Genomic DNA, 21,982 nt, shown 5'->3' on the forward strand with positions numbered 1-21,982 from the left:
AAGGGGAAAAATGCAAGATGAGAGTGATTTCAGGCACGGCCAAAGGAAGGCCGTTAAAGGCTGTACCCGGTGTCAGCACACGACCGACAACGGATAAAGTGAAAGAGGCGATCTTCAGCATGATCGGCCCTTATTTCGACGGCGGGCAGGTGCTCGACCTGTTCGCCGGGACCGGCGGACTCGGGATCGAAGCGTTAAGCCGCGGGATGGATAAGGCTGTCTTCATTGATATCGAGAAGAAGAGCATCGACACGATCCAGCATAATCTGCAAGCAGCGGGTTTGAAGGACCAAGCGGAAATTTACCGCACGGATGCCGCGCGGGCTTTGAAGGCGCTAGCGAAGCGCGACCAGCAATTCCAACTCGTTTTCTTGGATCCTCCGTACAAAATGAAGGTCATTGCAGATCTGATTGGAGCGATGGAGGAATATGCGATCGTAGGTGCGGAGACGACAATTGTTGTGGAGCACGATGCGAAAGATGTGCAAGAAGACGGTATCGGCCAATTTCGGCAACAGCGAAGAGCTGACTACGGGGATACCGCTGTGACGATTTATAAGCGGCCCGTAGAGTGAAGAAAGAGAGGACAGCAGGAATGAGACAGGAACATGGAATTACAGTAGCGGTATACCCGGGAAGCTTCGATCCGGTAACACACGGACACCTCGATATTATACACAGGGCGGCGAAAGTATTCGATAAGCTGATTGTAGCGGTATTGAACAACACGTCCAAGAATCCTTTGTTTACGTTGGAGGAACGCATGGAGCTGATCCGTCAAGTCACGAAGGATCTGCCGAACGTAGAAGTGGACGGATTCCGCGATCTGATGGTGAATTATATGAAGCAGCGCAATGTGCGTCTCATTGTTCGCGGACTTCGGGCGGTTTCGGATTTCGAATATGAGCTGCAGATGGCTTCTACGAATCACAAATTGAATTCGGACGTGGAGACGTTCTTCATGACCTCCAAGCCCAAGTATTCCTACTTGAGCTCCAGCATTGTGAAAGAGATTGCCCGGTTTCACGGACCGGTTACGGATCTGGTTCCGCCAGAGGTCGAAGAAGCGCTTCAGAAGAAATACCCGATTGCACCAATTACATAAAAATAAAGCTAGAGTGCTTTCTTATCGGAGGTTCGAAGCAGTGCCGAGACCGTGAGCATGACGAGAAGACATAGCGCAAAAGGGACTAATGTCATCGTGCCGATTCCCCAGAGGGAACCGCTATTCAGAAGTGCGGGCAGCAGAGCTTCCGTATGGGGATGGGCATCCAACCATAGGAAGCTTGGTTCGGTATCTTTAAGGAGAAACTGCAGCGGCTTCCACAGCAGGATGGTGAACACCAAGGCGAGAACGGCATGCAGCAGGCGGGATTGAAAAAAGAAACTGTAACGCGCATCCGTATGCTGTTGAAACCCGGCAACCTGCGCATGAGCGGAAAGTCCGCCCCAGCCGAGGAAAGCGCTGAGGAGCGCCATTTGTGGAAGCAGGGCAAGATCCTGGGCTTGACTCCAGGCGTAAGCCCCTAGATGAATTTCCATGAAACCTTTGATCCAGAGCGGCGCAGTGTCCGTGTGGATATTCATAAAGCCTAACAGAGCCGCAGTGAGAGGTCTAAGCGCGTCTGTCAGGTGGGTGATGGTCAATACATTGATCAAAACGGAAAAAATCATCATATATCCGCCAATCAGCATAAGGGTTTGGACGGATGTGAGGACGGAATCGCCCAGGAGCTTACCGAAGGCGCGTCCATCGTGAAGATAGGCCTGCCGCATGGTGCAGATGGCGTGCTTCCAGATGGGGCCGGGAGGTACAAGCTCTGTTTGTATCGTAAGCCCGTCTTCGGAAGATTGAACGGGTGATTGGAACATTCTCATCAATATACCGGTGATGGCGGCCGTGATGTAATGAACGATAGCTAGCAGGATTCCGAGCTTGGCGCTGTGCAAGAAACCGACGCCTACGACCATAACCATGAACAATGGGCTGCATAAATGCGAGAGCGAGGTGACGCGTTCGGTATCCGAGCGTGTGATCAGTTTTTTTTCGTGCAGGGTGGCAGTAATTTTGGCTCCGCTAGGAAATCCTACAATTAGACCGGAGGCCAGTGCCCATCCGCTTATGCCGGGCAAACGGAACAACCTTCGCATCAGCGGGTCCAGCAGTACGCCTGTTCCTTGGATGACGCCAAATCCGATCAACAACTCGGTCAAGATGAGGAAGGGCATCAGTGCCGGAAAGACAAGCTTCCACCAGATCGTCAACCCTTCCAGCGAGGACTGAAAGGCTTTATCGGGGAATAGTATGATAGACACGACCACTAGGGCTGTCAAAGCCCCCAGTACGAGCGTCGTCAATTTGGGATTGGATTTTACTTTCGAAGGCCGCATAGTTTCACCTCATCCTTTAACATGCTTCATTTGTACGCGGGAGGATGTAGGTTTAGACCAAGCTTTCGCTTGTCCTAGGGACAAGAACACAACCTAATGAATCAGACATCAGGGAGGGGAACCTGCATGGAGAATGAAGACGAGGATCGGATCCGCACCTGGTCCAATGATTCTTACCGCTACCCGAGGCAGTCGTCGACCAGACGCTATTTAGTTTCAGCTCTTGTCGGAATTGTTATTGTTTATTTGTTGTTTTTTGTGCGCTTGCCTTTTTTCGTCTTTATGCCGGGAACGGCGGAAGAAATCAAGCCGATGGTGACGATACCGAAAGCGTCGGACGAGGAGAAAGGAACGCTTATGCTAACGACGGTGCGCGTCGCCGATGCGAACATTGTGAATTACATTGTCGGTATGCTTCACCCGTATGAAGAGATCCAGCCCAAAACGAGTGTTCTGCGCAAGGGAGAATCCGAGCAGGAATATACGCAGCGGCAAGAATACGTCATGCTGACGTCTCAATCAAGCGCGATTCAGGCGGCCTATACACATGCCAAAATTCCGTTCCATATCAGCCACGAAGGCGTTATGGTGCTGCAGACGCTGCCGGGGTTATCCGGCGAGAAGGTGCTCAAGCCTGGCGATGTTCTTCTGAAAGCCGGGAATAAAGAAGTGAAGGTGGCGCAAGATTTGCTGGATGCCTTGAAAGGTAAAAAGGCCGGTGAGTCTATTTCGATTACATACGCCAGGCAGAAGGTCGAGCAGACGGCCGATCTGACCCTGGGAGCGCTGCCCAAGCAGGAAGGAGAGCAGGGCGAGCCGCGGGCCGGCATCGGCGTCGTACCGGCTGATATGCAGTCGGTCAAGGCCGATCAGGAGGACCAGCAGGTCTCCATCAAGGCGGGCGAAATCGGCGGGCCCTCCGCAGGATTGATGTTCTCCTTGGAAATATTCAATCAACTGGTTCCGGAGGATATTACGAAAGGGTACCGGATCGCAGGGACGGGCACGATAGAAACGGATGGTACTGTGGGACCGATCGGCGGCATTCAACATAAAATCATTGCCGCGGACCGTCAGAAAGCGGACTTTTTCTTTGCACCCAAGGATGTGACCTATCCGGACGGCACGAAGGTGTTGAACTATACTGATGCCGTCGCAAGAGCCAATCAGATCAAGTCCAAAATGAAAGTTGTGGAAATCGGTACGATGGACGACGCGCTCAAATTTCTAGCAGCTTTGCCTCCGAAATAAAAGAAGTGAAATAAGTTAAGTAGATTTATAATTGACAAAAGGTCATGTAACTGGATATAATAATCTTTGTTTGTTTGGGGTGAAAATCATGTTAATCCGTTTTAAGGAACTAGCTCTTAAAGGGCATCCGGTTCATATGACCGAAGTGATGAATCTGACGACTCCGTTCGAAGGACGTACAGATGTCTTGGGTCATGGTCCCGTACGTGCAGATCTTCTTGCTACGCATGAAGAGGGAGCGGTCAAAGTTAATGGAACGTTAACGCTAGACTTGGAGTTAAGCTGTTCGCGGTGCTTAACGCACACTAACCAAACAATCGAGCTTCCGTTTGAGGAAGTTTTCATGCAGAAGCCAGAGGAAGAAGATCCTGATCTTGACGAGGATATTCATTTGGTCATTGGTGATAAAGTCGATTTGGAGCCTTACATTGTTGAAAATGTTGTGGTCGGGTTACCGTACATACCACTTTGTGACGAAGCTTGCAAAGGTCTCTGCCCCGTATGCGGGGAGAACCGCAATCAACGCGATTGCGGCTGCAAGCAGGAGAAGATTGATCCAAGGCTGGCAGGTCTCGCTGACTTTTTTAACAAGGAATAAGTCGGGCGCCCGAAATTCGTATAAGGAGGTGTTTTTGAAATGGCAGTACCTCAAAGAAGAACATCCAAAACTCGTCGCGACAAGCGTCGTAATCACTTCAAACTGGAAGTTCCAGGCATGGTGAAATGTGAACAATGTGGAGAGTTGAAACTGGCTCACCGCGTGTGCAAATCTTGCGGAACTTACAAAGGTAGAGAGATCGTAAAAGCATAAGATTAAACATAGTACTTCATCTTCGTGTGAGGTGCTATTTTTTTTGCTTTCTTTTTGGTTCCAAATTTAATATACTACAGTTTAGTATCTGGTAATAAGATGAGATCTCACGAGATAAGGTGGTGCTAGCCATCGAACGCCTACCTAAACGACAAAGGCAGCAGCAATTGCTTCAAGCGATTGAAGCCAATCCTTTCATGACCGACGAGGAACTGATGCGAACGTTTCAGGTTAGCATCCAAACTGTCCGGTTAGACCGATTGGAGCTAGGTATTCCTGAGCTGCGAGAGCGAATGAAGACTATGGCGGTCAAGACGTACGATCAAGTGCGCTCGTTGACCATTGATGAAGTGATTGGAGAAGTGATCGATTTACAGCTGGATCAGAGCGGTATCTCGATTTTTGAAATTAAAGAAGATCATGTTTTCTCAAGAACCAAAATTGCAAGAGGACATCATATATTCTCACAAGCAAACTCCCTCGCCGTTGCCGTTATCGACGATCCGATCGCCTTGACAGCCTCAGCAGATATCCGCTTTATACGTTCGGTAAAGTTAGGAGAGAAATGTATCGCCAAAGCTTATGTGCGTTCCGTTTCCAAAGGGAAAGCAAGGGTTGAAGTGTCTTCATATGTTGGCGATGAGGCTGTGTTTCGCGGCAATTTCGTGATCTTTCATTCGAAGAAGGAGCAACACCTAGAGAGGGAGGAGAAGCTGCATGCGGATCGCGATTGATGCGATGGGCGGCGATCATGCCCCGAAGATCGTCGTAGAAGGAGCGCTGGCGGCGGCCAAGGAATGGAAAGACGTACATATCATTCTGGTCGGCAACAGCGCGGCAATTGAAGCTCATCTGACGGAGAAGCCGGCTAATATCAGCATTCGGCACACGGAGGAAGTTATCGAAGCGGAGGATGAGCCGGTCAAGGCGGTTCGCCGCAAGAAAGACGCCTCCATGGTCGTCGCGGGCAAACTGGTGAAAGAGAAGGAAGCGGAGGCGATGATTTCCGCAGGCAACACCGGCGCCTTGATGACGACGGGCTTGCTGGTCGTAGGAAGGATTCCCGGCATCGAACGCCCTGCACTGGCGCCGATGATCCCGACGATGGACGGCAACGGCGTGCTGGCGCTGGATTTGGGGGCGAATATGGATGCTACGCCGGAGCAGCTGCTTCAATACGCGATTATGGGCAGTATTTACCGTTCCAAGGTGCATGGCGTCACTAAGCCGCGCGTAGGCCTGCTCAACGTAGGCACCGAGGCTGCCAAGGGGAATGAATTAACAAAAACAGCGTATCCTTTAATGGAACAAGGCCCGATTCATTTCGTCGGTAATGTCGAATCATCGCAAGTGCTGAGAGCGAAGTGCGATGTCATCGTATGCGACGGCTTTGCCGGGAACATTATGCTGAAATCGCTGGAAGGCGCAGCTTCCGCTATATTTTCCGCGTTAAAGCAAGAATTTACGAAATCGCTGTTTACGAAGCTTGCTGCGGCTGTCCTGAAGCCGGGACTCACGCAATTCCGCAAAAAGCTGGATTATAACGAGCATGGGGCAGCGCCATTTCTCGGCATAGACGGGCTGGTTTTGAAGAGCCATGGCTCATCCGATGCGAATGCCATCAAAAATGCCGTGCGTCAAGCCAGAATTGCCTTGAAAAATGATTTGGTTGGCACCATATCTGCCGAAATTAGCCAGGGGAAGAGAGATTAGAACAACATGAACCTAATACCAGTAGGAGTACTCGGTACAGGTAAGTATGTACCTGATCGAATATTGACGAATCAAGAGCTGGAGACGATGGTCGACACGAATGACGAGTGGATCGTGACGCGGACAGGCATTCGCGAGAGAAGGATCGCAGCAGAGGGACAAGCTACCTCCGATCTGTGCTATGAAGCTTCGCTGGTCGCATTGGCTAACGCTGGAATTACGGCCGATCAGCTCGATTTGATCGTTGTGTCGACGATTACGCCGGATATGGCATTCCCGTCGACGGCTTGCATTCTGCAAGAGAAGCTGGGCGCCAAGAAGGCAGCGGCGTTCGATTTGTCCGCAGCATGCTCCGGCTTCGTTTATGGACTGGCCAACGCCTCTAATTTCATTGCTACAGGCACTTATAAATATGCGCTGGTTATCGGCGCAGACACATTATCCAAAATTACGGACTATACGGACCGTAACACCTGCATCCTGTTTGGAGACGGGGCCGGGGCCGTCGTCATCGGAGAAGTGCCGGAAGGCAGAGGCTTCAAATCGTTCGAGCTCGGCGCCGACGGTTCAGGCGGACCGCTGCTCAAGATCGAAGGCGGCGGATCGCGCAATCCTGCTTCGCAATCGTCGATTGATCAGCGTCTGCACTACATTTACATGGCCGGTGCAGAGGTGTTCAAATTCGCCGTGCGTATCATGGGGAACGCGGCCGACGAAGCGCTGCGCAAAGCAGGCTGGGACAAGTCGGATATCGACCTGCTGGTGCCACACCAAGCGAATATGCGCATCATTCAATCCTCGCTGAACCGATTGGAATTAACGGATGACAAGTGTATCGTCAATATCGACAGATATGGCAACATGTCCGCGGCTTCCATACCGGTTGCACTTGCAGAAGCTTGGGAAGAGGGCCGATTGAAAGAAGGGACCCGCCTGGTGCTGGTCGGTTTCGGCGGCGGCTTGACTTGGGGCGCCACGGCGATGGTCTGGTAAGTAAGGGCCATTCTGCACATTATTTTATTCTAAAAGCCAAAGGAGATCTTTTTCTCGTATGGGTAAAATCGCTTTTGTTTTTCCAGGCCAAGGTTCACAATCCGTAGGGATGGGACAAGACCTGTATACGAACCACCCTGCCGCCAAGGCGTATTTCGACCGGGCCGATGAGGCGCTGGGTTTCGCTTTATCCAACCTGATCTTCCAAGGTCCGGAGGACCAGTTGAAGATCACGTACCACACGCAGCCGGCGCTGCTCACGACAAGCATCGCTTGTCTCGAAGCGTTCAAGGCTGCGGGCATCACGCCCGACTATGTCGCGGGACATAGTCTTGGCGAATACAGCGCGCTCGTCGCCGCCGGCGTGCTCGGGTTCGAGGACGCGGTCCGCACCGTGCGGGCCCGCGGCGAGTTCATGGAACAGGCCGTCCCGGGCGGCCTGGGCGCCATGGCGGCCGTGCTCGGAGCCGAGCGCGAAGCGCTTGCGCAGCTGTGCACGGCCATCACGAGCGGCGGCTCCGTCGTGGAGCTCGCCAATGTGAACTGCCCGGGGCAGATCGTCGTCTCGGGCAGTAAGGAAGGCGTTGCAGCCGTTGTCGAACGCTGCAAGGAAGCCGGAGCGAAGCGGGCCATTCCGCTCGAGGTGAGCGGGCCGTTCCACTCTTCGCTCATGAAGCCGGCCTCTGAGCGCCTTGCAGAGGTGCTGGCGTCCGTCGAGATGCGCGCAGCCTCGGTGCCCGTGGTGGCTAACGTGACGGCTCGTCCAGTGACTGAGCCGGGCGACATCCGCGGCTTGCTCGTCGAGCAGGTATACTCCCCGGTACTGTGGGAGGACACGGTTGCTTATCTGATCAGCCAAGGCGTCGACACATTCATTGAGCTAGGCTCGGGAACGGTGCTTGCCGGTTTGATCAAGAAGGTCGACAAAACGGTGAAGACCGTATCGATCGGAAGTCTTGAGGCTTTGAACAAGTACTTGCAGGAGGTACAAGCATGATGCTGACTGGTAAAGTGGCACTGGTGACCGGTGCATCCCGGGGAATCGGGCGGGCGATTGCGCTTCATTTGGCTGAGCAGGGCGCCGATGTTGCGGTGAACTATGCAGGAAGCGAAGCGGCTGCCGCTGAAGTGGTATCCGCCATTGAAGCGATGGGACGCAAAGGGATTAAATTGCGCGCCGATGTAAGCTCCTATCAGGAATCCGAAGATCTAGTGAAGAAAACCATTGAATTTTTTGGTAAAATTGATATTCTTGTGAATAATGCAGGTATTACAAGAGACAATCTAATCATGCGAATGAAGGAAGAAGAATTCGATCAAGTTATCGCTACAAACCTGAAAGGTGTGTTCAATTGCGTCAAAGCCGTGACACGCCCGATGATGAAACAGCGCTTTGGTCGAATCATCAATATATCTTCTGTAGTCGGCGTGCTCGGTAACCCGGGTCAGGCCAACTATGTAGCAGCCAAAGCCGGCGTCATTGGCTTGACCAAGGCGACGGCGAAGGAGCTTGCTTCCAGAGGCATTACCGTGAATGCGGTAGCGCCAGGTTTTATCGAAACCGATATGACCGACAAACTGGCTGGCGAGATGCGCGACCAAATGTTGAAGCAAATTCCATTGGAACGCCTTGGCCAGCCAGAGGAAATCGCGAAGGTTGTGCGCTTCCTGGCGTCCGACGATGCATCCTACATGACAGGCCAAACCATCCACGTAGATGGCGGCATGTACATGTAAGATTCGCCACTGGAGAATCTTATGATTTGCCTACTGGCAATCTGTCAAAGATTCTCGTATAATACCAAAGAGGAGGTGAACCGGATGTCCGACGTATTGGATCGTGTTAAACGAATTGTAGTCGATCGTCTAGGGGTTGATGAATCTGAAGTCACCCTCGAAGCATCTTTCAAAGAAGACCTTGGTGCTGATTCTCTCGATGTAGTTGAATTAGTAATGGAGTTAGAAGATGAGTTCGATTTAGAAATTTCCGATGAAGATGCTGAGAAGATTACGACTGTAGGAGAAGTTACGAATTACATAAAATCTCATACGTAATAGTCTACAGAGTCCCGTTTCTAATCAAGACGGGACTTCTCATCATTCCAGGCCCAACTAAAAAATATGAAGATTCGCGACATAGAAGGTGGTACAAATGAAAAGAGTTGTAATTACAGGTATGGGCGTAGTTACTGCCCTTGGTCAAGATTTGGAAACGTTCTGGGGCAACCTGACAGCCGGCAAATCCGGAGTCAGCGCCATTGAGAACTTTGATGTAAGCGAGTACCCTACGCGGATCGCCGCCGAGATTAAAGATTTCAACATTGAAGATTATGTGGACCGCAAAGAGTCCCGCCGGATGGACCGCTTCGTGCAGTTCGCTGTTGCAGGTGCGCTGAACGCCCTTAAAGACGCGAACTTGAACCTCAAAGAGGATACCGACCCGGAACGCGTAGGTGTCTCGGTAGGTTCCGGTATCGGCGGCTTGAACACATGGGAAGAACAGCACAGAGTGCTGCTGGAGAAAGGGCCGAAGCGCGTATCGCCGTTCTTCATCCCGATGATGATCGCGAATATGGCCTCCGGACATATCTCGATGATCACCGGTGCGAAAGGACCGAACTCAACGGCAGTGACCGCCTGTGCGACGGGTACGCATTCCATCGGGGATTCCTTCAAAATGATTCAGCGCGGCGATGCCGACGTGATGATCTGCGGCGGTGCGGAAGCGACGATTACGCCGATCGGTGTGGCCGGATTCTGCGCGCTTCGCGCAATGTCCACGCGCAACGAAGACCCGCATGCAGCCAGCCGTCCGTTCGATACGGACCGTGATGGCTTCGTCATGGGCGAGGGTTCGGGCGTTCTGATTCTGGAATCGCTGGAACATGCGCAGCAGCGCGGCGCACGCATCTATGCGGAAGTGATCGGTTACGGTATGAGCGGCGACGCCTACCACATGACGGATCCGGATCCGGACGGAGCGGCTCGCTGTATGTCCAGAGCGATCAAAGATGCCGGGATTGCACCGGAAGCCATTACTTATATCAACGCGCATGGAACTTCAACGCCTGTCGGCGACAAATCCGAGACGACGGCCATCAAGAAAGCGCTTGGCGATCACGCGTACAAAGTAGCCGTGAGCTCCACCAAATCGATGACGGGGCATTTGCTCGGAGCTGCCGGTGGCGTTGAAGCGGTTATCTGCGGTATGACGATTGCGAACAGCGTCATTGCGCCTACGATCAATTTGGACAACCAAGATCCCGAATGCGACTTGGATTATGTGCCGAACACGGCGCGTCAAGCTCAAGTGGAGATTGCGATGTCCAATTCATTCGGTTTTGGCGGACATAACGCCACGATCATCATGAAAAGGTTTCAAGCATAATTTGCCTGCCTGCGAAGAAAGATAACGGAATATCATTCTCTCTGGGTGGTGAATAGGCACAATGAACCGCGATATTAAAGAACTGCAGCAGCGGATCGGCATCTCGTTTCGCAAATCCGAGCTGCTGAAGCAAGCTTTTACCCATTCTTCCTATGTCAATGAGCATCGGATTGCCGGACACAAAGATAACGAACGTCTGGAATTTCTGGGCGATGCCGTTTTGGAATTAACCGTTTCGGAATTTTTATATGAATCTTATCCGGGGCGCTCGGAAGGCGAGCTAACGAAGCTCAGAGCCTCCATCGTATGTGAGCCCTCACTTGTTACGTTTGCTGAAGAATTAGATTTCGGCGCTTTCGTTCTGCTGGGCAAAGGGGAGGAGTTGACCGGAGGGCGTCAACGTCCGGCGCTTCTTGCCGATGTGTTTGAATCCTTCATCGGTGCCTTGTACCTGGATCAAGGGATCGATGTTGTCAAAAGCTTTCTCAACAAGCATGTGTTCGCCAACATTTCCAGCGAAGGCAAGCTGCTCGTTATTGATTACAAGACTCAATTGCAAGAGCATACCCAACATCATGGCTTGGGATCTCTGGAATACCGCATCGTCAACGAGCGGGGTCCTGCACATGAACGTGAGTTTGTAGCTGAAGTCCACATGGATGCCGACCTTCTGGGAACCGGAGCAGGACGTTCCAAGAAAGAAGCTGAGCAGCAGGCAGCTGCCCAAGCATTGTTGAAATTGAATGTGACCGTTCAGCGGTAAGTCATATAGCACAAAGGGGCAGCCGAGGCTGCCTTTTTGTTTTTTTCTCTTATTTTAGTAAGGGATATGTTACAATGATGTCTGAGGTGAGACCATGTTTTTGAAACGGATTGAATTATCCGGGTTTAAGTCTTTCGCCGACCGGACGGAGCTGGAATTCGTACGCGGTATCACTGCGGTCGTCGGTCCGAACGGAAGCGGCAAAAGCAATATCTCCGACGGCATCCGCTGGGTGTTGGGGGAGCAGAGCGCCAAGTCTTTGCGCGGCGGTAAAATGGAAGACGTTATTTTTGCGGGCAGCGATGCGCGCCGTGCAGTGAATTATGGGGAAGTGTCGCTGACGCTGGACAATACGTCGCAATCGCTTCCGCTTGAATTCAATGAAGTCACGGTGACTCGCCGTGTGCACCGGAGCGGGGAAAGCGAGTATTTGATCAACAAGCAGCCCTGCCGATTGAAGGATATCACGGAATTGTTCATGGATACGGGGATCGGGAAAGAGGCGTATTCCATTATCGGACAAGGCCGTATCGAAGAGATTTTAAGTACGAAATCGGAAGATCGCCGCGGCATCTTTGAAGAAGCGTCGGGGATTGTTAAATATAAATCGCGTAAGAGGGAAGCGGAGAAAAAGTTAAACGATACCGAACAAAATCTGCTCAGGATTCATGACCTCGTCTCTGAATTAGAGGATCAGATTGAGCCGCTTCGCGAGCAATCGGAGAAAGCGATTCGTTACAAAGAGCTTCGCGAAACGCTCAAAAGCAGTGAAATTGCGATGTACGTTCATCAGATCGACCAGATTTATCTTTCCTGGAATGAAGCGTCCCAGAAGCTGGAGAAGCTCACCAAGGAGCAGACCGAGCTAGCGACAATCGTCAACCAGCATGACGCTCACTTAGAGAAGCATCGCTGGGAGACTCGCAGACTCGAAGAGGAGCTGGAGAAGCTGCAGGAAACGCTTCTTGTTCTCAGTGAGGAATTCGAGAAATGCGAAGGGCATGGCGAGGTGCTCAAGGAACGGAAGAAGAACTACGCAGCCAATCATCAACAGCTCGGCAGTACGATTGCGATGCAGGAACAGCGCAGAATCGACAAGGAAGCGGAGCTCGGCGAGCAGCGCGAGAAAATTATTCAGATCGGTGCGCAGCTCTTTGAATTTCAAGCGAAGCTGACAGCGGAAGAGCAGCGCTTGCTCGGAGTGAATGGGGGCATCTCCTCCTCCCCGGAGGATCAGTTGAAAGGCGAACTGCTCGAGACACTGAACAGGATGGCGCAAGCCCGGAATGAAATCCGGTATGCCGAACAGCAAACGGAGAGCATCGGGCGCAGGGTGGAGCGGCTGGACGATGAGCGGTTGAAATGGGACGAACAGCGCGTCCAGATTGCACAGCGCAAGCAAGATTTGACCGACAAGCTGGAGAAGACGGTTCAAGAAATTGAAGATATCCGGCAGCAGTATGTCCAGTTGACCCAGAGTTTGAAGAGCAAGCAGACGCTGCTCGACGAAGCTCAGGGCATGGTGCGCAAGTGGGAGCAGAAGCTCGATGCGCTTACCTCCCGCCGGGACACGATGAAAGAGATGGCGAGCGATTACGACGGCTTCATGCAGGGCGTCAAGGAAGTGCTCAAAGCCAAGAGCCGGAAGGATTTGCGAGGCATCCGCGGAGCGGTGGCCGAACTGGTGAAAGTGCCGGCAGAGGTTGAGGTTGCGATAGAAACCGCGCTCGGGGGCGCGCTGCAGAACATTGTGGTCGAAACGGAAGCGGACGGCCGTGAAGCGATTGCCTTCTTGAAGCGGCGCCAAATGGGACGAGCTACATTCCTGCCGATGAACGTCATTCGAGGCCGGTCCATTGGCGATCATGAGATCGCTTCGCTCAAATCGGCGAGAGGGTTCGTCGGAATCGCCGTAGATCTCGTTTCGTTCGACAACACGTATCAGAACATTTTCTCAAGTCTTCTCGGCAATGTGGTTGTGGCTCAGACATTGGAAGACGCCAACCATATTGCGGCCAAAGCGCAGTACCGCTACCGGGTAGTGACGCTGGAAGGGGATGTCGTCAATCCGGGCGGCTCCATGACAGGCGGAAGCTTGCAGAAGAAATCGACCAACCTGTTGGGCCGCCAACGGCAAATTGAGGAGCTGGATCTGGAGATTCGGAACTCGGAAAGCCAATTAGGCACGCTGCGCAGCCAATCCAGCGCGATGAAGCGGGAGATCACCGATGAGATGATGACCGTCGAGCAGCTCCGCCAGCAAGGCGAACAGAAGCGTATCGAAGAGCAGCAAATTCGGGCGGAATTGAATCCGCTGGAATCGGAAAGCCGCAAAGTGGATGAGCAGCTCTCACTCGACAGCCAAGATCGAGGATCGCTTTTGGAGGAACAGGCGGAGCTCGCCCGTAAGAAAGCGGAGGCGGAGACGGCGCTGGCTGAGCTTCAGCAGGAAGAAGCCTCTTTGCAGCAAGCGATTCGCGACGCCGAGAGTACTCGGAAAGCGAGCGAATCCGAGAAGGAGGAGCTGCAGAGCCAGCTAACGGATCTGAAGGTGAAGGTCGCTTCGATTTCGCAGGAGAAGCAATCGCTCCAGGATCAGCAGCGGCGCTTGCAGCAGGATTTGAGCGAGGCCGATCGCGAGATGGAGACGAACCGCGGGCTGCTCCTGCAGCTGGAACAAGACATGAGCGCACTCGAGCAGGAAACCGTGCTCCAAGTCGAACTGCTCAATGATCTCAAGCTGAAGAAGCAGCAATGCACCGAAAGCATTGATTTCAAGCGGGCTGAACGTACCGACTGGTTACATAAGCTGGAGCAGGAAGAGAACGAAACGCGGGCACAGCGTCTGCAATTGAAGCAGGTGGAAGAGAGCTTGCATCAAACGGAAGTGCGCGTCACGCGTTTGGATGTAGAGCTGGAGAACATGCTGAAGAAGCTTGCGGAAGAGTATGAGCTCAGCTATGAACTGGCCAAAGAACGGTATCCGATCCCTGAGGATATTCAAGGCACGCAATCGAAGGTGCGGGAGCTCAAACGCGAAATTGCCTCCTTGGGCGATGTAAACCTGGGGGCCATTGAAGAGTATGCAAGGGTCTCCGAGCGGTTTGAGTTTCTGGACTCGCAGAAAAACGACTTGATCGAAGCCAAGACTACGCTTTATCAGGTGATTAAGGAAATGGATCAGGAAATGTCCAAGCGGTTCAAAACGACCTTCGATGCCATTCGCTCGCATTTTGGCGTCGTCTTCGCCAAGTTGTTCGGCGGGGGCAGGGCCGATTTGATTTTATCCGAGCCGGACAATATGCTGGATACAGGGATTGAGATCGTAGCCCAGCCGCCAGGCAAGAAGCTGCAAAATCTGCAGCTGTTATCGGGAGGAGAGCGCGCGCTTACCGCGATCGCTTTGTTATTTTCCATTATTCGGGTGAAGCCGGTCCCATTCTGCGTACTGGATGAAGTCGAAGCGGCACTGGATGAGGCCAACGTCTCCCGTTTTGCCGAATATTTGCGCGAATTCTCGGAGATGACCCAATTCATCGTGGTCACGCACCGTAAGGGAACGATGGAAGAGGCGGATGTTCTGTACGGGGTGACGATGCAGGAAGGCGGCGTGTCCAAGCTGGTTTCCGTCCGTCTGGAGGATGAGGAAGCCGCGATGTCTGCATCGTAATTGGCTAAAGTTATAATCTAGGAGGAACTATGAGTTTTTTTAAACGGTTGAAAGAGAGCATTTCCAGCAAGGCCGAAGCGGTAACGAATAAGTTCAAGGAAGGCCTAGCCAAAACGAGAGATGTGTTCGTGGAGCGAGTCGACGACCTATTCTCCCGGCGCAAGAAGATTGACGAAGACTTTTATGAAGAGCTGGAAGAGATTCTAATCGGCGCCGATGTCGGTGTGAATACCGTGCTCAAGCTGATCGACCAGCTGCGTGCGGAAGTGAAGAAACGGAAGATCGAGAATCCGGCGGAGCTGCAGCCTATTCTGTCCGAGAAGCTGATCGAGCTGCTCAAGGGCGATGCCGATGCGGGGCTTAACCTAAATCCGAACGGATTATCCGTTATTTTGTTCGTTGGCGTCAATGGCGTAGGCAAAACGACAACGATCGGAAAAATGGCGCACATGTTCAAATCCCAAGGGAAAAAGGTGCTTATGGCCGCAGGCGACACATTCCGTGCGGGAGCGATCGAGCAGCTGGAAACGTGGGGCGAGCGTGTCGGCGTCGATGTCATTAAGCAGCAATCGGGCGCTGACCCGGCTGCGGTTATGTATGATGCCGTACAGGCCGCTAAGACGCGCGGCGTCGATATCTTGCTGTGCGATACGGCCGGCCGCTTGCAGAACAAAGTGAATCTCATGGAGGAGCTGAACAAGATTTACCGCGTTATCCAACGCGAAGTGCCGGACGCTCCGCATGAGGTGATCCTCGTTCTGGATGCGACAACAGGGCAGAATGCGCTCAGCCAAGCCAAGCTGTTCGGAGACAAGACCGGCCTGACCGGACTTGTGCTGTCCAAGCTGGACGGCACGGCCAAAGGCGGGATCGTCGTGGCGATCCGCCAGGAATTGTCGCTGCCGGTGAAATTCGTCGGCCTCGGCGAGAAAATGGACGATCTCCAGCCGTTTGATTCGGAGCAATTCGTGCACGCTTTGTTCGGCAAATGGATGGGCGAGACCAAAGAAGAAAACTAAGCGGGAAATCCCCTCAGCCTCTACGGTTGGCGGGGGATTTTTTTGTTTGAAATACTGACAAGGTAAAACGCTTGACATTCATTCCGGAATTCAGTATGATAGGTCATGTTGTGCTGCTGTCAAGGGCGCAACCTTTACGGAGGTGGAGTCATGACGGTTGATCAAATGCTCGCGAAAACGAATCGCATCAATCTGCTGTTTGACTTCTATGAACCCCTTTTGACCGAGAAGCAGAGAACGTTTCTCAGATTGTACTTTCACGACGACTACTCGCTAGGAGAAATCGCCGAGAATTTCGAAATTAGCCGCCAAGCGGTGTATGAGCATATTAAGCGTGCAGAATTGACTTTGCAGGAATATGAAGCTAAGCTGCATCTGTTACATAAGCATGAACAACGCGTGAAGCTTCGCACCGAACTGGACCAATTGCTGACAAGCTGTGATCCTGAGCTGAAGAGGAAAACGACGGAGCTTTTTGATACAATAATAGAGATCGACTGATCATAGTCCAAGCAGGAGGTGAAGCGCATGGCATTTGAAGGATTGGCAAACCGGTTACAGAACGTTTTTGGAAAGCTGAGAAGCAAAGGTAAGCTGACGGAAGAAGATGTAGGCGAAGCGCTTCGCGAGGTACGGCTCGCTCTGCTTGAAGCGGACGTGAACTTTAAAGTCGTCAAAGACTTTATTGCCAAAGTGAAGGAGCAGGCGATCGGACAAGAAGTCATGAAGTCCTTCACGCCGGGCATGGTTGTTATCGACATCGTGAACAAAGAGCTTACGGCGCTCATGGGCGGTACGCAGAGCAAGCTGGCTCGTTCGAACCGGCCGCCGACCGTCATTATGATGGCAGGTCTGCAAGGGGCAGGTAAAACGACGACGTCCGGTAAGCTGGCGAAGATGCTGGTCAAACAAAACCATAGACCGCTGCTTGTCGCGTGCGACATTTATCGTCCCGCTGCGATCAAACAGCTGCAGGTGCTCGGAGAGCAGTTGAAGGTTCCTGTCTTCGCGCTGGGAGATCAAGTGAATCCGGTCGATATCGCCAAGCAAGGGCTGCAGCACGCCAAAGATCATGGCCACGATTATGTGATCATCGATACCGCGGGGCGCCTCCACATTGACGAGAATTTGATGGATGAACTGAAAAATGTGCGCGCCGCTGTTACGCCCGACGAGATTTTGCTCGTTGTCGATGCGATGACGGGTCAAGATGCCGTGAACGTCGCAGAGAGCTTCCACCAACAGCTGGAACTCACGGGCGTAGTCCTCACGAAGCTGGACGGCGATACCCGCGGTGGTGCGGCGTTATCCGTCAAAGCCGTAACCGGCTGCCCGATTAAGTTCGTCGCGAGCGGCGAGAAGATGGATGCTTTGGAACCTTTCTTCCCAGACCGGATGGCCTCCAGAATTCTCGGCATGGGCGACATGCTGACACTGATCGAGAAGGCGCAAGCCGGCATCGACATGGACAAGGCGAAAGAGATGGAGCGCAAAATGCGCAACGCCGAGTTCACGTTCGATGATTTCCTTGACCAGATGGAGCAGGTGAAGAAGATGGGGCCGCTTGATCAAATCCTGGAGATGCTGCCGGGTGCGAACAAGATCAAAGGCATGAAGGATATGAAGGTGGACGACAAGCAGATGGCCCGCGTCGAGGCGATTGTGAAGTCGATGACCAAGGAAGAGAAGCGCAAGCCGGAGCTGCTGAACGCAAGCCGCCGCAAGCGAATTGCGCTGGGAAGCGGCAATTCCGTACAGGAAGTGAACCGGTTCATCAAGCAATTTGACGATATGCGCAAAATGATGAAGCAGTTCTCCGGCATGATGGGACCTAAGGGGCCCAAAGGAATGAAGAAGCTGGGCAAGGGATTTAAATTCCCTTTCTAAATATAAGGTGTTTTTATTCTAATTAGGAGGTGAATGATTCATGGCAGTACGTATTCGTCTTAAACGTGCAGGTGCTCACAAAGCTCCTTTCTACCGTGTGGTGGTTTCGGATTCCCGTTCCCCGCGTGATGGTCGTTTTATCGAAGAAATCGGTACTTATAACCCAATTGCTGAACCGGCAGCTGTTAACCTTGATGAGGAGAAAGCGCTGAAATGGCTTCAAATTGGCGCTCAACCGTCCGATACAGTTCGCAGCCTGTTCTCCAAAGCAGGTTTGATGACTAAGTTTCACGAGCTGAAATTACAGAAGTAATCTGTTCACTTCGGAGGGTGTTTTCATGAAGGATCTTATCACCGTTATTGCTAAGGCTCTTGTTGATCATCCGGAAGAAGTGCGTGTCGCTGTCGTGGAGAAGGATGACAAAATCGAGTACAGGCTTTCCGTTCACCCCGACGATGTCGGGAAAGTGATCGGCAAGCAAGGGAAGATTGCGAAGTCGCTCCGCACGGTGGTCACGTCGGCAGCAGTGAAAGAAACGAAACGGGTAGCCGTAGAGATCGTTTCATAAGAAATTAGGTTAGGATTCTATTCCTAGCCTTTTTCTTATATGGACTTGCATAAGGCACAATAAAGTGGAGGTTAGCAAGCGCAAATGGCGGATAAATTGATGACGATTGGTAAAATCGCCAATACCCATGGTATTCGCGGCGAACTGAAGATTGTACCGGAAACCGATTTCCCCGAACGTTTCGATAAAGGCAGCGAGTTGGTTATTGTTGACTCCCAAAATAAGCAAACGCCGGTGACTGTGCAAACGTCCCGCTTACATAAAAATATGTTTATCGTGCAATTCGCACAATTCAGCAACATTAACGATGTGGAGAAGTTCAAAGGAGCGCTCCTCAAAATCGATGCGAAGAATCAACAGCCGCTCGAAGAGGGAGAATATTATTACCACGAAATTATTGGCTGTAAGGTCATTACGGAAGAAGGCCAAGAGCTCGGTCCGATTACGGAAATACTGACGCCTGGAGCTAACGATGTTTGGGTAGTATCTTTGCCGAAAGGCAAGCAATTGCTGCTGCCGGTTATTGACGATGTCATTCTGGATGTAGATGTCGCTAATAAGACAATACGGATTCACCTGATGGAAGGGTTAATGGAATGAGAATTGATGTACTGACCTTGTTCCCAGAAATGTTTGACGGCGTATTCTCGTCCAGCATTTTGGGAAAAGCTCGAGATAAGGGAATCGTAAGTCTGAACACCGTGAATTTCCGGGATTACTCCAATAATAAGCATAATACGGTCGACGATTATCCTTATGGCGGCGGAGGCGGAATGGTATTGAAGCCGGAGCCGATCTTTGCGGCGGTGGAGGATCTGCCTGTGGGCGAGGACGCCGAAGGCGGCTCGGTGAAGCCGAGGGTTATTCTCATGTGTCCGCAAGGCAAACCGTTCACACAGAAGGTGGCTGAAGAATTGTCCGGCGAGCAGCACCTCGTGTTTATTTGCGGACATTATGAAGGCTACGATGAGCGGATTAGGCAATACCTGGTGACGGACGAGCTCTCCATTGGCGATTATGTGCTTACCGGTGGAGAACTGCCTGCCATGGTCGTTATAGACAGTGTAGTAAGGCTTCTGCCCGGAGTACTAGGCAATGAGATGTCGGCTGTGACGGATTCGTTCTCGACAGGCCTGCTGGAGTATCCTCATTATACGCGTCCCGCCAAATTCAGAGAGTGGGAAGTGCCGGAGATGCTGTTGTCCGGCCATCATGAGAATGTACGGCGCTGGAGGCGCAAGGAATCGTTATTCCGCACACTGGAGCGACGTCCGGATTTGCTCGAAGGCAGGGAGTTTACGAAGGAAGAAAAGGCCTGGCTGGCCGAATGGCAGGAGCGAAATCCAAAGAAGTAGCCCCCAAAACTTCTCTATTGAATTTCTTTCCTGTCTATGATATTATATATTCTGTTGTGATTTTTCAACAGCTCGAGTCTGGTGGTCCTCTACGCATAACAACTTAGATTTAACTTGTAGATCGGCGGAATGAACACCTGTGTGGAAGGAGGGAGTCAACTATGAATCTTATTCAAGAGATTACTAAGGAGCAGCTCCGTACGGATATTCCAAGTTTCCGTCCTGGCGATACTCTGAAAGTACACGTAAAAGTTATCGAGGGTTCGCGTGAGCGTATTCAGCTGTTCGAAGGTGTTGTGATCAAACGCCACGGCGGTGGAATCAGCGAAACGTTTACTGTTCGTAAAATTTCTTACGGTGTTGGCGTGGAAAGAACTTTCCCGCTGCATTCTCCAAGAATCGAGAAAATCGAAGTGGCTCGCCGTGGTAAAGTTCGTCGTGCGAAACTTTATTACCTGCGTGGTCTTCGCGGTAAAGCAGCAAGAATCAAAGAAATTCGATAAGAAAACGGGGGGCTTGTTTAGGCAAGTCTCCTTTTCGTTTTTTGCAGCACCTTTTTACATAAACCAAAACTGGAAAAGAGGCAGTCAGTGATGGAACAGAAAGAGCAAGATCAGCCTGGTTTAGACGCCGCAGCTGCTGCGGAAGCAAGCTCAACACCTGCAAAAACAGCCAAAAGTGAAACATGGGAATGGATCAAAGCGCTAGTGATCGCCGGCGTGCTGGTCATTGTCATCCGTTGGTTCCTGTTCTCGCCGTTCATCGTCGACGGGGATTCCATGAGGCCGAACTTCTCTACTGGCGAACGTCTCATTGTTAACAAAATTATTTATGATATCCGCGCGCCGAAGCGGGGAGAAGTCATCGTCTTCCATGCGCCGGAAGGCAAGGATTATATTAAACGGGTCATCGCGCTTCCAGGGGAAACCGTGAAAGTAACCGGCGATAAAGTGTTCATCAACGGCCAGGAGATCGATCAACCGTATATCAAGGAAGCGATCGAGCAAGCGAATAAAGAGGGACATGCCTATAACACTCTGTCCGATTTCCCAGAAACGAAAGTGCCTGACGGCGAAATCTTCGCGATGGGGGATAACCGGCCGAATTCCAAGGACAGCCGGGCCAAGAGCGTTGGCTTCGTGCCTTATAATAAAATCGTAGGGCGCTCGGAAGTCATTTTCTGGCCGGTCAACAAAATAAGTTTTATACATTTCTGAGGTGAACTAGAATGACCATTCAATGGTTTCCCGGTCACATGACCAAAGCTCGGAGACAGATTGAAGAAAAGCTGAAGCTGATTGACGTCGTCATTGAGCTTCTGGATGCCCGCATACCGCTCTCGAGCCGGAACCCGATGGTAGATGAGATTCTGAAGGGCAAGCCCCGATTGGTGCTCTTGAACAAAAGCGATTTGGCCGATCCGCAGGTGACGGCGCAATGGGTCAAATATTTCGGAGAGCTTGGCTTGCCGGCTTTGCCGATTGATGCGGCGAACGGTACGAACGTCAAAGAAATTTTGCCGCGGGTGAAGCAGCTTTGGGCACACAAGATTGAGCAGCAGATCAGCAAAGGGATGAATCCTAGAGCGATACGCGCTCTTATCGTGGGGATTCCGAACGTCGGGAAATCGACGCTGACGAATCATTTGGCCGGCAAGAAAATTGCCGCGACCGGCGATAAGCCTGGCGTGACCAAAGGGCAGCAATGGATTAAAGTCGGGACTGAGATGGATTTGCTGGATACGCCGGGTATTCTGTGGCCGAAATTCGAGGATCAGACCGTTGGTATGCGGCTAGCCGCGACGGGGGCGATCAAGGAAGAGCTGCTCCATCTGGACGAGATTGCGCTGTTCGTCGTGCGGTACATGGTAGAGAATTACGGGACGGGTCTTCAAGAGAGATTCGGAATTACCGAGCTGCCTGAAGATATGGAGAACGTCCATGAAGTTATTCAAGTCATGGAGGCTATCGGCCGAAAGCGCGGCGCCATTGTCAGCGGCGGGAAGGTCGATTTGGATAAAGCGTCCCTGATCATTATCCGAGAGCTTCGTGCCGGGAAGATGGGACGGATTTCTTTAGAAAAGCCATAAGGAAACTCAAGTGAAGAAGTCACTTGCAAACGGCGATGAGGCCTGTTTCGCAAGTGGCTTTTTTACGCGGAATACCGAACCGG

25 protein-coding genes are annotated in these 21,982 nt (G+C 51.9%); 24 read left to right on the forward strand and 1 reads right to left on the reverse strand.

Features of this window, described 5'->3' with window-relative positions:
• Positions 1 to 17: 17 nt before the first annotated feature.
• Both rsmD and coaD read left to right on the forward strand, forming a co-directional pair.
• The gene (rsmD, locus tag J2X61_RS27595) at positions 18 to 575 is read left to right on the forward strand and encodes a 16S rRNA (guanine(966)-N(2))-methyltransferase RsmD (protein ID WP_310192519.1); all 558 of its coding nucleotides are present in this window, start codon (positions 18 to 20) and stop codon (positions 573 to 575) included.
• Between the two features lie 20 nt (positions 576 to 595).
• A complete protein-coding gene (gene coaD / locus J2X61_RS27600; RefSeq protein WP_274471261.1) occupies positions 596 to 1,105 on the forward strand; it encodes a pantetheine-phosphate adenylyltransferase in 510 nt (169 codons plus the stop codon).
• 8 nt (positions 1,106 to 1,113) lie between these two features.
• Here the strand turns inward: coaD and J2X61_RS27605 are convergent, their stop codons facing one another.
• Positions 1,114 to 2,391, reverse strand: coding sequence for a nucleoside recognition domain-containing protein (locus J2X61_RS27605; protein ID WP_310192524.1), 1,278 nt, complete (start codon positions 2,389 to 2,391; stop codon positions 1,114 to 1,116).
• Between the two features lie 126 nt (positions 2,392 to 2,517).
• Here J2X61_RS27605 and J2X61_RS27610 point away from each other — a divergent pair, with 126 nt between their 5' ends.
• The 22 genes from J2X61_RS27610 (at position 2,518) to ylqF (ending at position 21,899) form a co-directional block, all read left to right on the forward strand.
• Positions 2,518 to 3,642: a SepM family pheromone-processing serine protease gene (locus J2X61_RS27610; protein WP_274471263.1), complete on the forward strand. Its 1,125-nt coding sequence runs from the start codon at positions 2,518 to 2,520 to the stop codon at positions 3,640 to 3,642.
• Positions 3,643 to 3,730: 88 nt separating this feature from the next.
• Entirely contained in the window at positions 3,731 to 4,240 is a 510-nt protein-coding gene (locus tag J2X61_RS27615; protein WP_274471264.1) for a YceD family protein, read from the forward strand.
• Positions 4,241 to 4,279: 39 nt separating this feature from the next.
• Positions 4,280 to 4,453 carry a 50S ribosomal protein L32 gene (gene rpmF / locus J2X61_RS27620; protein ID WP_274471265.1) on the forward strand — a complete coding sequence of 58 codons (174 nt, stop codon included), beginning with the start codon at positions 4,280 to 4,282 and terminating at the stop codon, positions 4,451 to 4,453.
• A gap of 119 nt (positions 4,454 to 4,572) precedes the next feature.
• The gene (gene fapR, locus J2X61_RS27625; protein WP_310192527.1) at positions 4,573 to 5,187 is read left to right on the forward strand and encodes a transcription factor FapR; all 615 of its coding nucleotides are present in this window, start codon (positions 4,573 to 4,575) and stop codon (positions 5,185 to 5,187) included.
• A complete protein-coding gene (gene plsX / locus J2X61_RS27630; RefSeq protein WP_274471268.1) occupies positions 5,171 to 6,166 on the forward strand; it encodes a phosphate acyltransferase PlsX in 996 nt (331 codons plus the stop codon). The genes fapR and plsX overlap by 17 nt, the downstream gene beginning before the upstream one ends.
• Before the next feature lie 6 nt (positions 6,167 to 6,172).
• Positions 6,173 to 7,159: a beta-ketoacyl-ACP synthase III gene (locus J2X61_RS27635; RefSeq protein WP_274471270.1), complete on the forward strand. Its 987-nt coding sequence runs from the start codon at positions 6,173 to 6,175 to the stop codon at positions 7,157 to 7,159.
• A 58-nt stretch (positions 7,160 to 7,217) separates the two neighbouring features.
• Positions 7,218 to 8,156 (forward strand): ACP S-malonyltransferase, encoded by a 939-nt coding sequence (gene fabD / locus J2X61_RS27640; protein ID WP_310192532.1) that lies wholly within the window; start codon positions 7,218 to 7,220, stop codon positions 8,154 to 8,156.
• Entirely contained in the window at positions 8,156 to 8,896 is a 741-nt protein-coding gene (gene fabG, locus J2X61_RS27645) for a 3-oxoacyl-[acyl-carrier-protein] reductase (RefSeq protein WP_310192736.1), read from the forward strand. The genes fabD and fabG overlap by 1 nt, the downstream gene beginning before the upstream one ends.
• Positions 8,897 to 8,980: 84 nt before the next feature.
• Positions 8,981 to 9,214, forward strand: a complete 234-nt coding sequence (gene acpP / locus J2X61_RS27650; protein WP_126142285.1) for an acyl carrier protein — start codon at positions 8,981 to 8,983, stop codon at positions 9,212 to 9,214.
• Between the two features lie 97 nt (positions 9,215 to 9,311).
• Positions 9,312 to 10,547 carry a beta-ketoacyl-ACP synthase II gene (gene fabF, locus J2X61_RS27655; protein WP_310192538.1) on the forward strand — a complete coding sequence of 412 codons (1,236 nt, stop codon included), beginning with the start codon at positions 9,312 to 9,314 and terminating at the stop codon, positions 10,545 to 10,547.
• A gap of 61 nt (positions 10,548 to 10,608) precedes the next feature.
• Positions 10,609 to 11,310 (forward strand): ribonuclease III, encoded by a 702-nt coding sequence (gene rnc, locus J2X61_RS27660; protein WP_310192542.1) that lies wholly within the window; start codon positions 10,609 to 10,611, stop codon positions 11,308 to 11,310.
• Between the two features lie 94 nt (positions 11,311 to 11,404).
• The gene (gene smc, locus J2X61_RS27665) at positions 11,405 to 14,980 is read left to right on the forward strand and encodes a chromosome segregation protein SMC (protein ID WP_310192545.1); all 3,576 of its coding nucleotides are present in this window, start codon (positions 11,405 to 11,407) and stop codon (positions 14,978 to 14,980) included.
• 29 nt (positions 14,981 to 15,009) lie between these two features.
• Complete coding sequence (gene ftsY, locus J2X61_RS27670; RefSeq protein WP_310192548.1) at positions 15,010 to 15,999, forward strand: signal recognition particle-docking protein FtsY; 990 nt, start codon at positions 15,010 to 15,012, stop codon at positions 15,997 to 15,999.
• A 150-nt stretch (positions 16,000 to 16,149) separates the two neighbouring features.
• Positions 16,150 to 16,500: a putative DNA-binding protein gene (locus tag J2X61_RS27675; protein WP_274471279.1), complete on the forward strand. Its 351-nt coding sequence runs from the start codon at positions 16,150 to 16,152 to the stop codon at positions 16,498 to 16,500.
• Positions 16,501 to 16,527: 27 nt separating this feature from the next.
• Positions 16,528 to 17,886: a signal recognition particle protein gene (gene ffh, locus J2X61_RS27680; protein WP_274471280.1), complete on the forward strand. Its 1,359-nt coding sequence runs from the start codon at positions 16,528 to 16,530 to the stop codon at positions 17,884 to 17,886.
• A 40-nt stretch (positions 17,887 to 17,926) separates the two neighbouring features.
• Positions 17,927 to 18,199: a 30S ribosomal protein S16 gene (rpsP, locus tag J2X61_RS27685; protein ID WP_274471282.1), complete on the forward strand. Its 273-nt coding sequence runs from the start codon at positions 17,927 to 17,929 to the stop codon at positions 18,197 to 18,199.
• A 25-nt stretch (positions 18,200 to 18,224) separates the two neighbouring features.
• A complete protein-coding gene (locus J2X61_RS27690) occupies positions 18,225 to 18,455 on the forward strand; it encodes a KH domain-containing protein (protein WP_047672782.1) in 231 nt (76 codons plus the stop codon).
• 84 nt (positions 18,456 to 18,539) lie between these two features.
• Positions 18,540 to 19,055: a ribosome maturation factor RimM gene (gene rimM / locus J2X61_RS27695; protein WP_274471283.1), complete on the forward strand. Its 516-nt coding sequence runs from the start codon at positions 18,540 to 18,542 to the stop codon at positions 19,053 to 19,055.
• Positions 19,052 to 19,810, forward strand: coding sequence for a tRNA (guanosine(37)-N1)-methyltransferase TrmD (gene trmD, locus J2X61_RS27700; RefSeq protein WP_310192559.1), 759 nt, complete (start codon positions 19,052 to 19,054; stop codon positions 19,808 to 19,810). Before rimM ends, trmD begins: the two co-directional genes overlap by 4 nt.
• Before the next feature lie 161 nt (positions 19,811 to 19,971).
• Complete coding sequence (rplS, locus tag J2X61_RS27705; RefSeq protein WP_274471286.1) at positions 19,972 to 20,313, forward strand: 50S ribosomal protein L19; 342 nt, start codon at positions 19,972 to 19,974, stop codon at positions 20,311 to 20,313.
• Positions 20,314 to 20,403: 90 nt separating this feature from the next.
• A complete protein-coding gene (gene lepB, locus J2X61_RS27710) occupies positions 20,404 to 21,027 on the forward strand; it encodes a signal peptidase I (protein WP_379240518.1) in 624 nt (207 codons plus the stop codon).
• An 11-nt stretch (positions 21,028 to 21,038) separates the two neighbouring features.
• A complete protein-coding gene (ylqF, locus tag J2X61_RS27715) occupies positions 21,039 to 21,899 on the forward strand; it encodes a ribosome biogenesis GTPase YlqF (RefSeq protein ID WP_310192564.1) in 861 nt (286 codons plus the stop codon).
• Positions 21,900 to 21,982 lie beyond the last annotated feature (83 nt).

Origin of the sequence: Bacillus sp. 3255, assembly GCF_031456485.1 — a bacterium.
Classification (GTDB): Bacteria; Bacillota; Bacilli; order Paenibacillales; family NBRC-103111; genus Paenibacillus_E.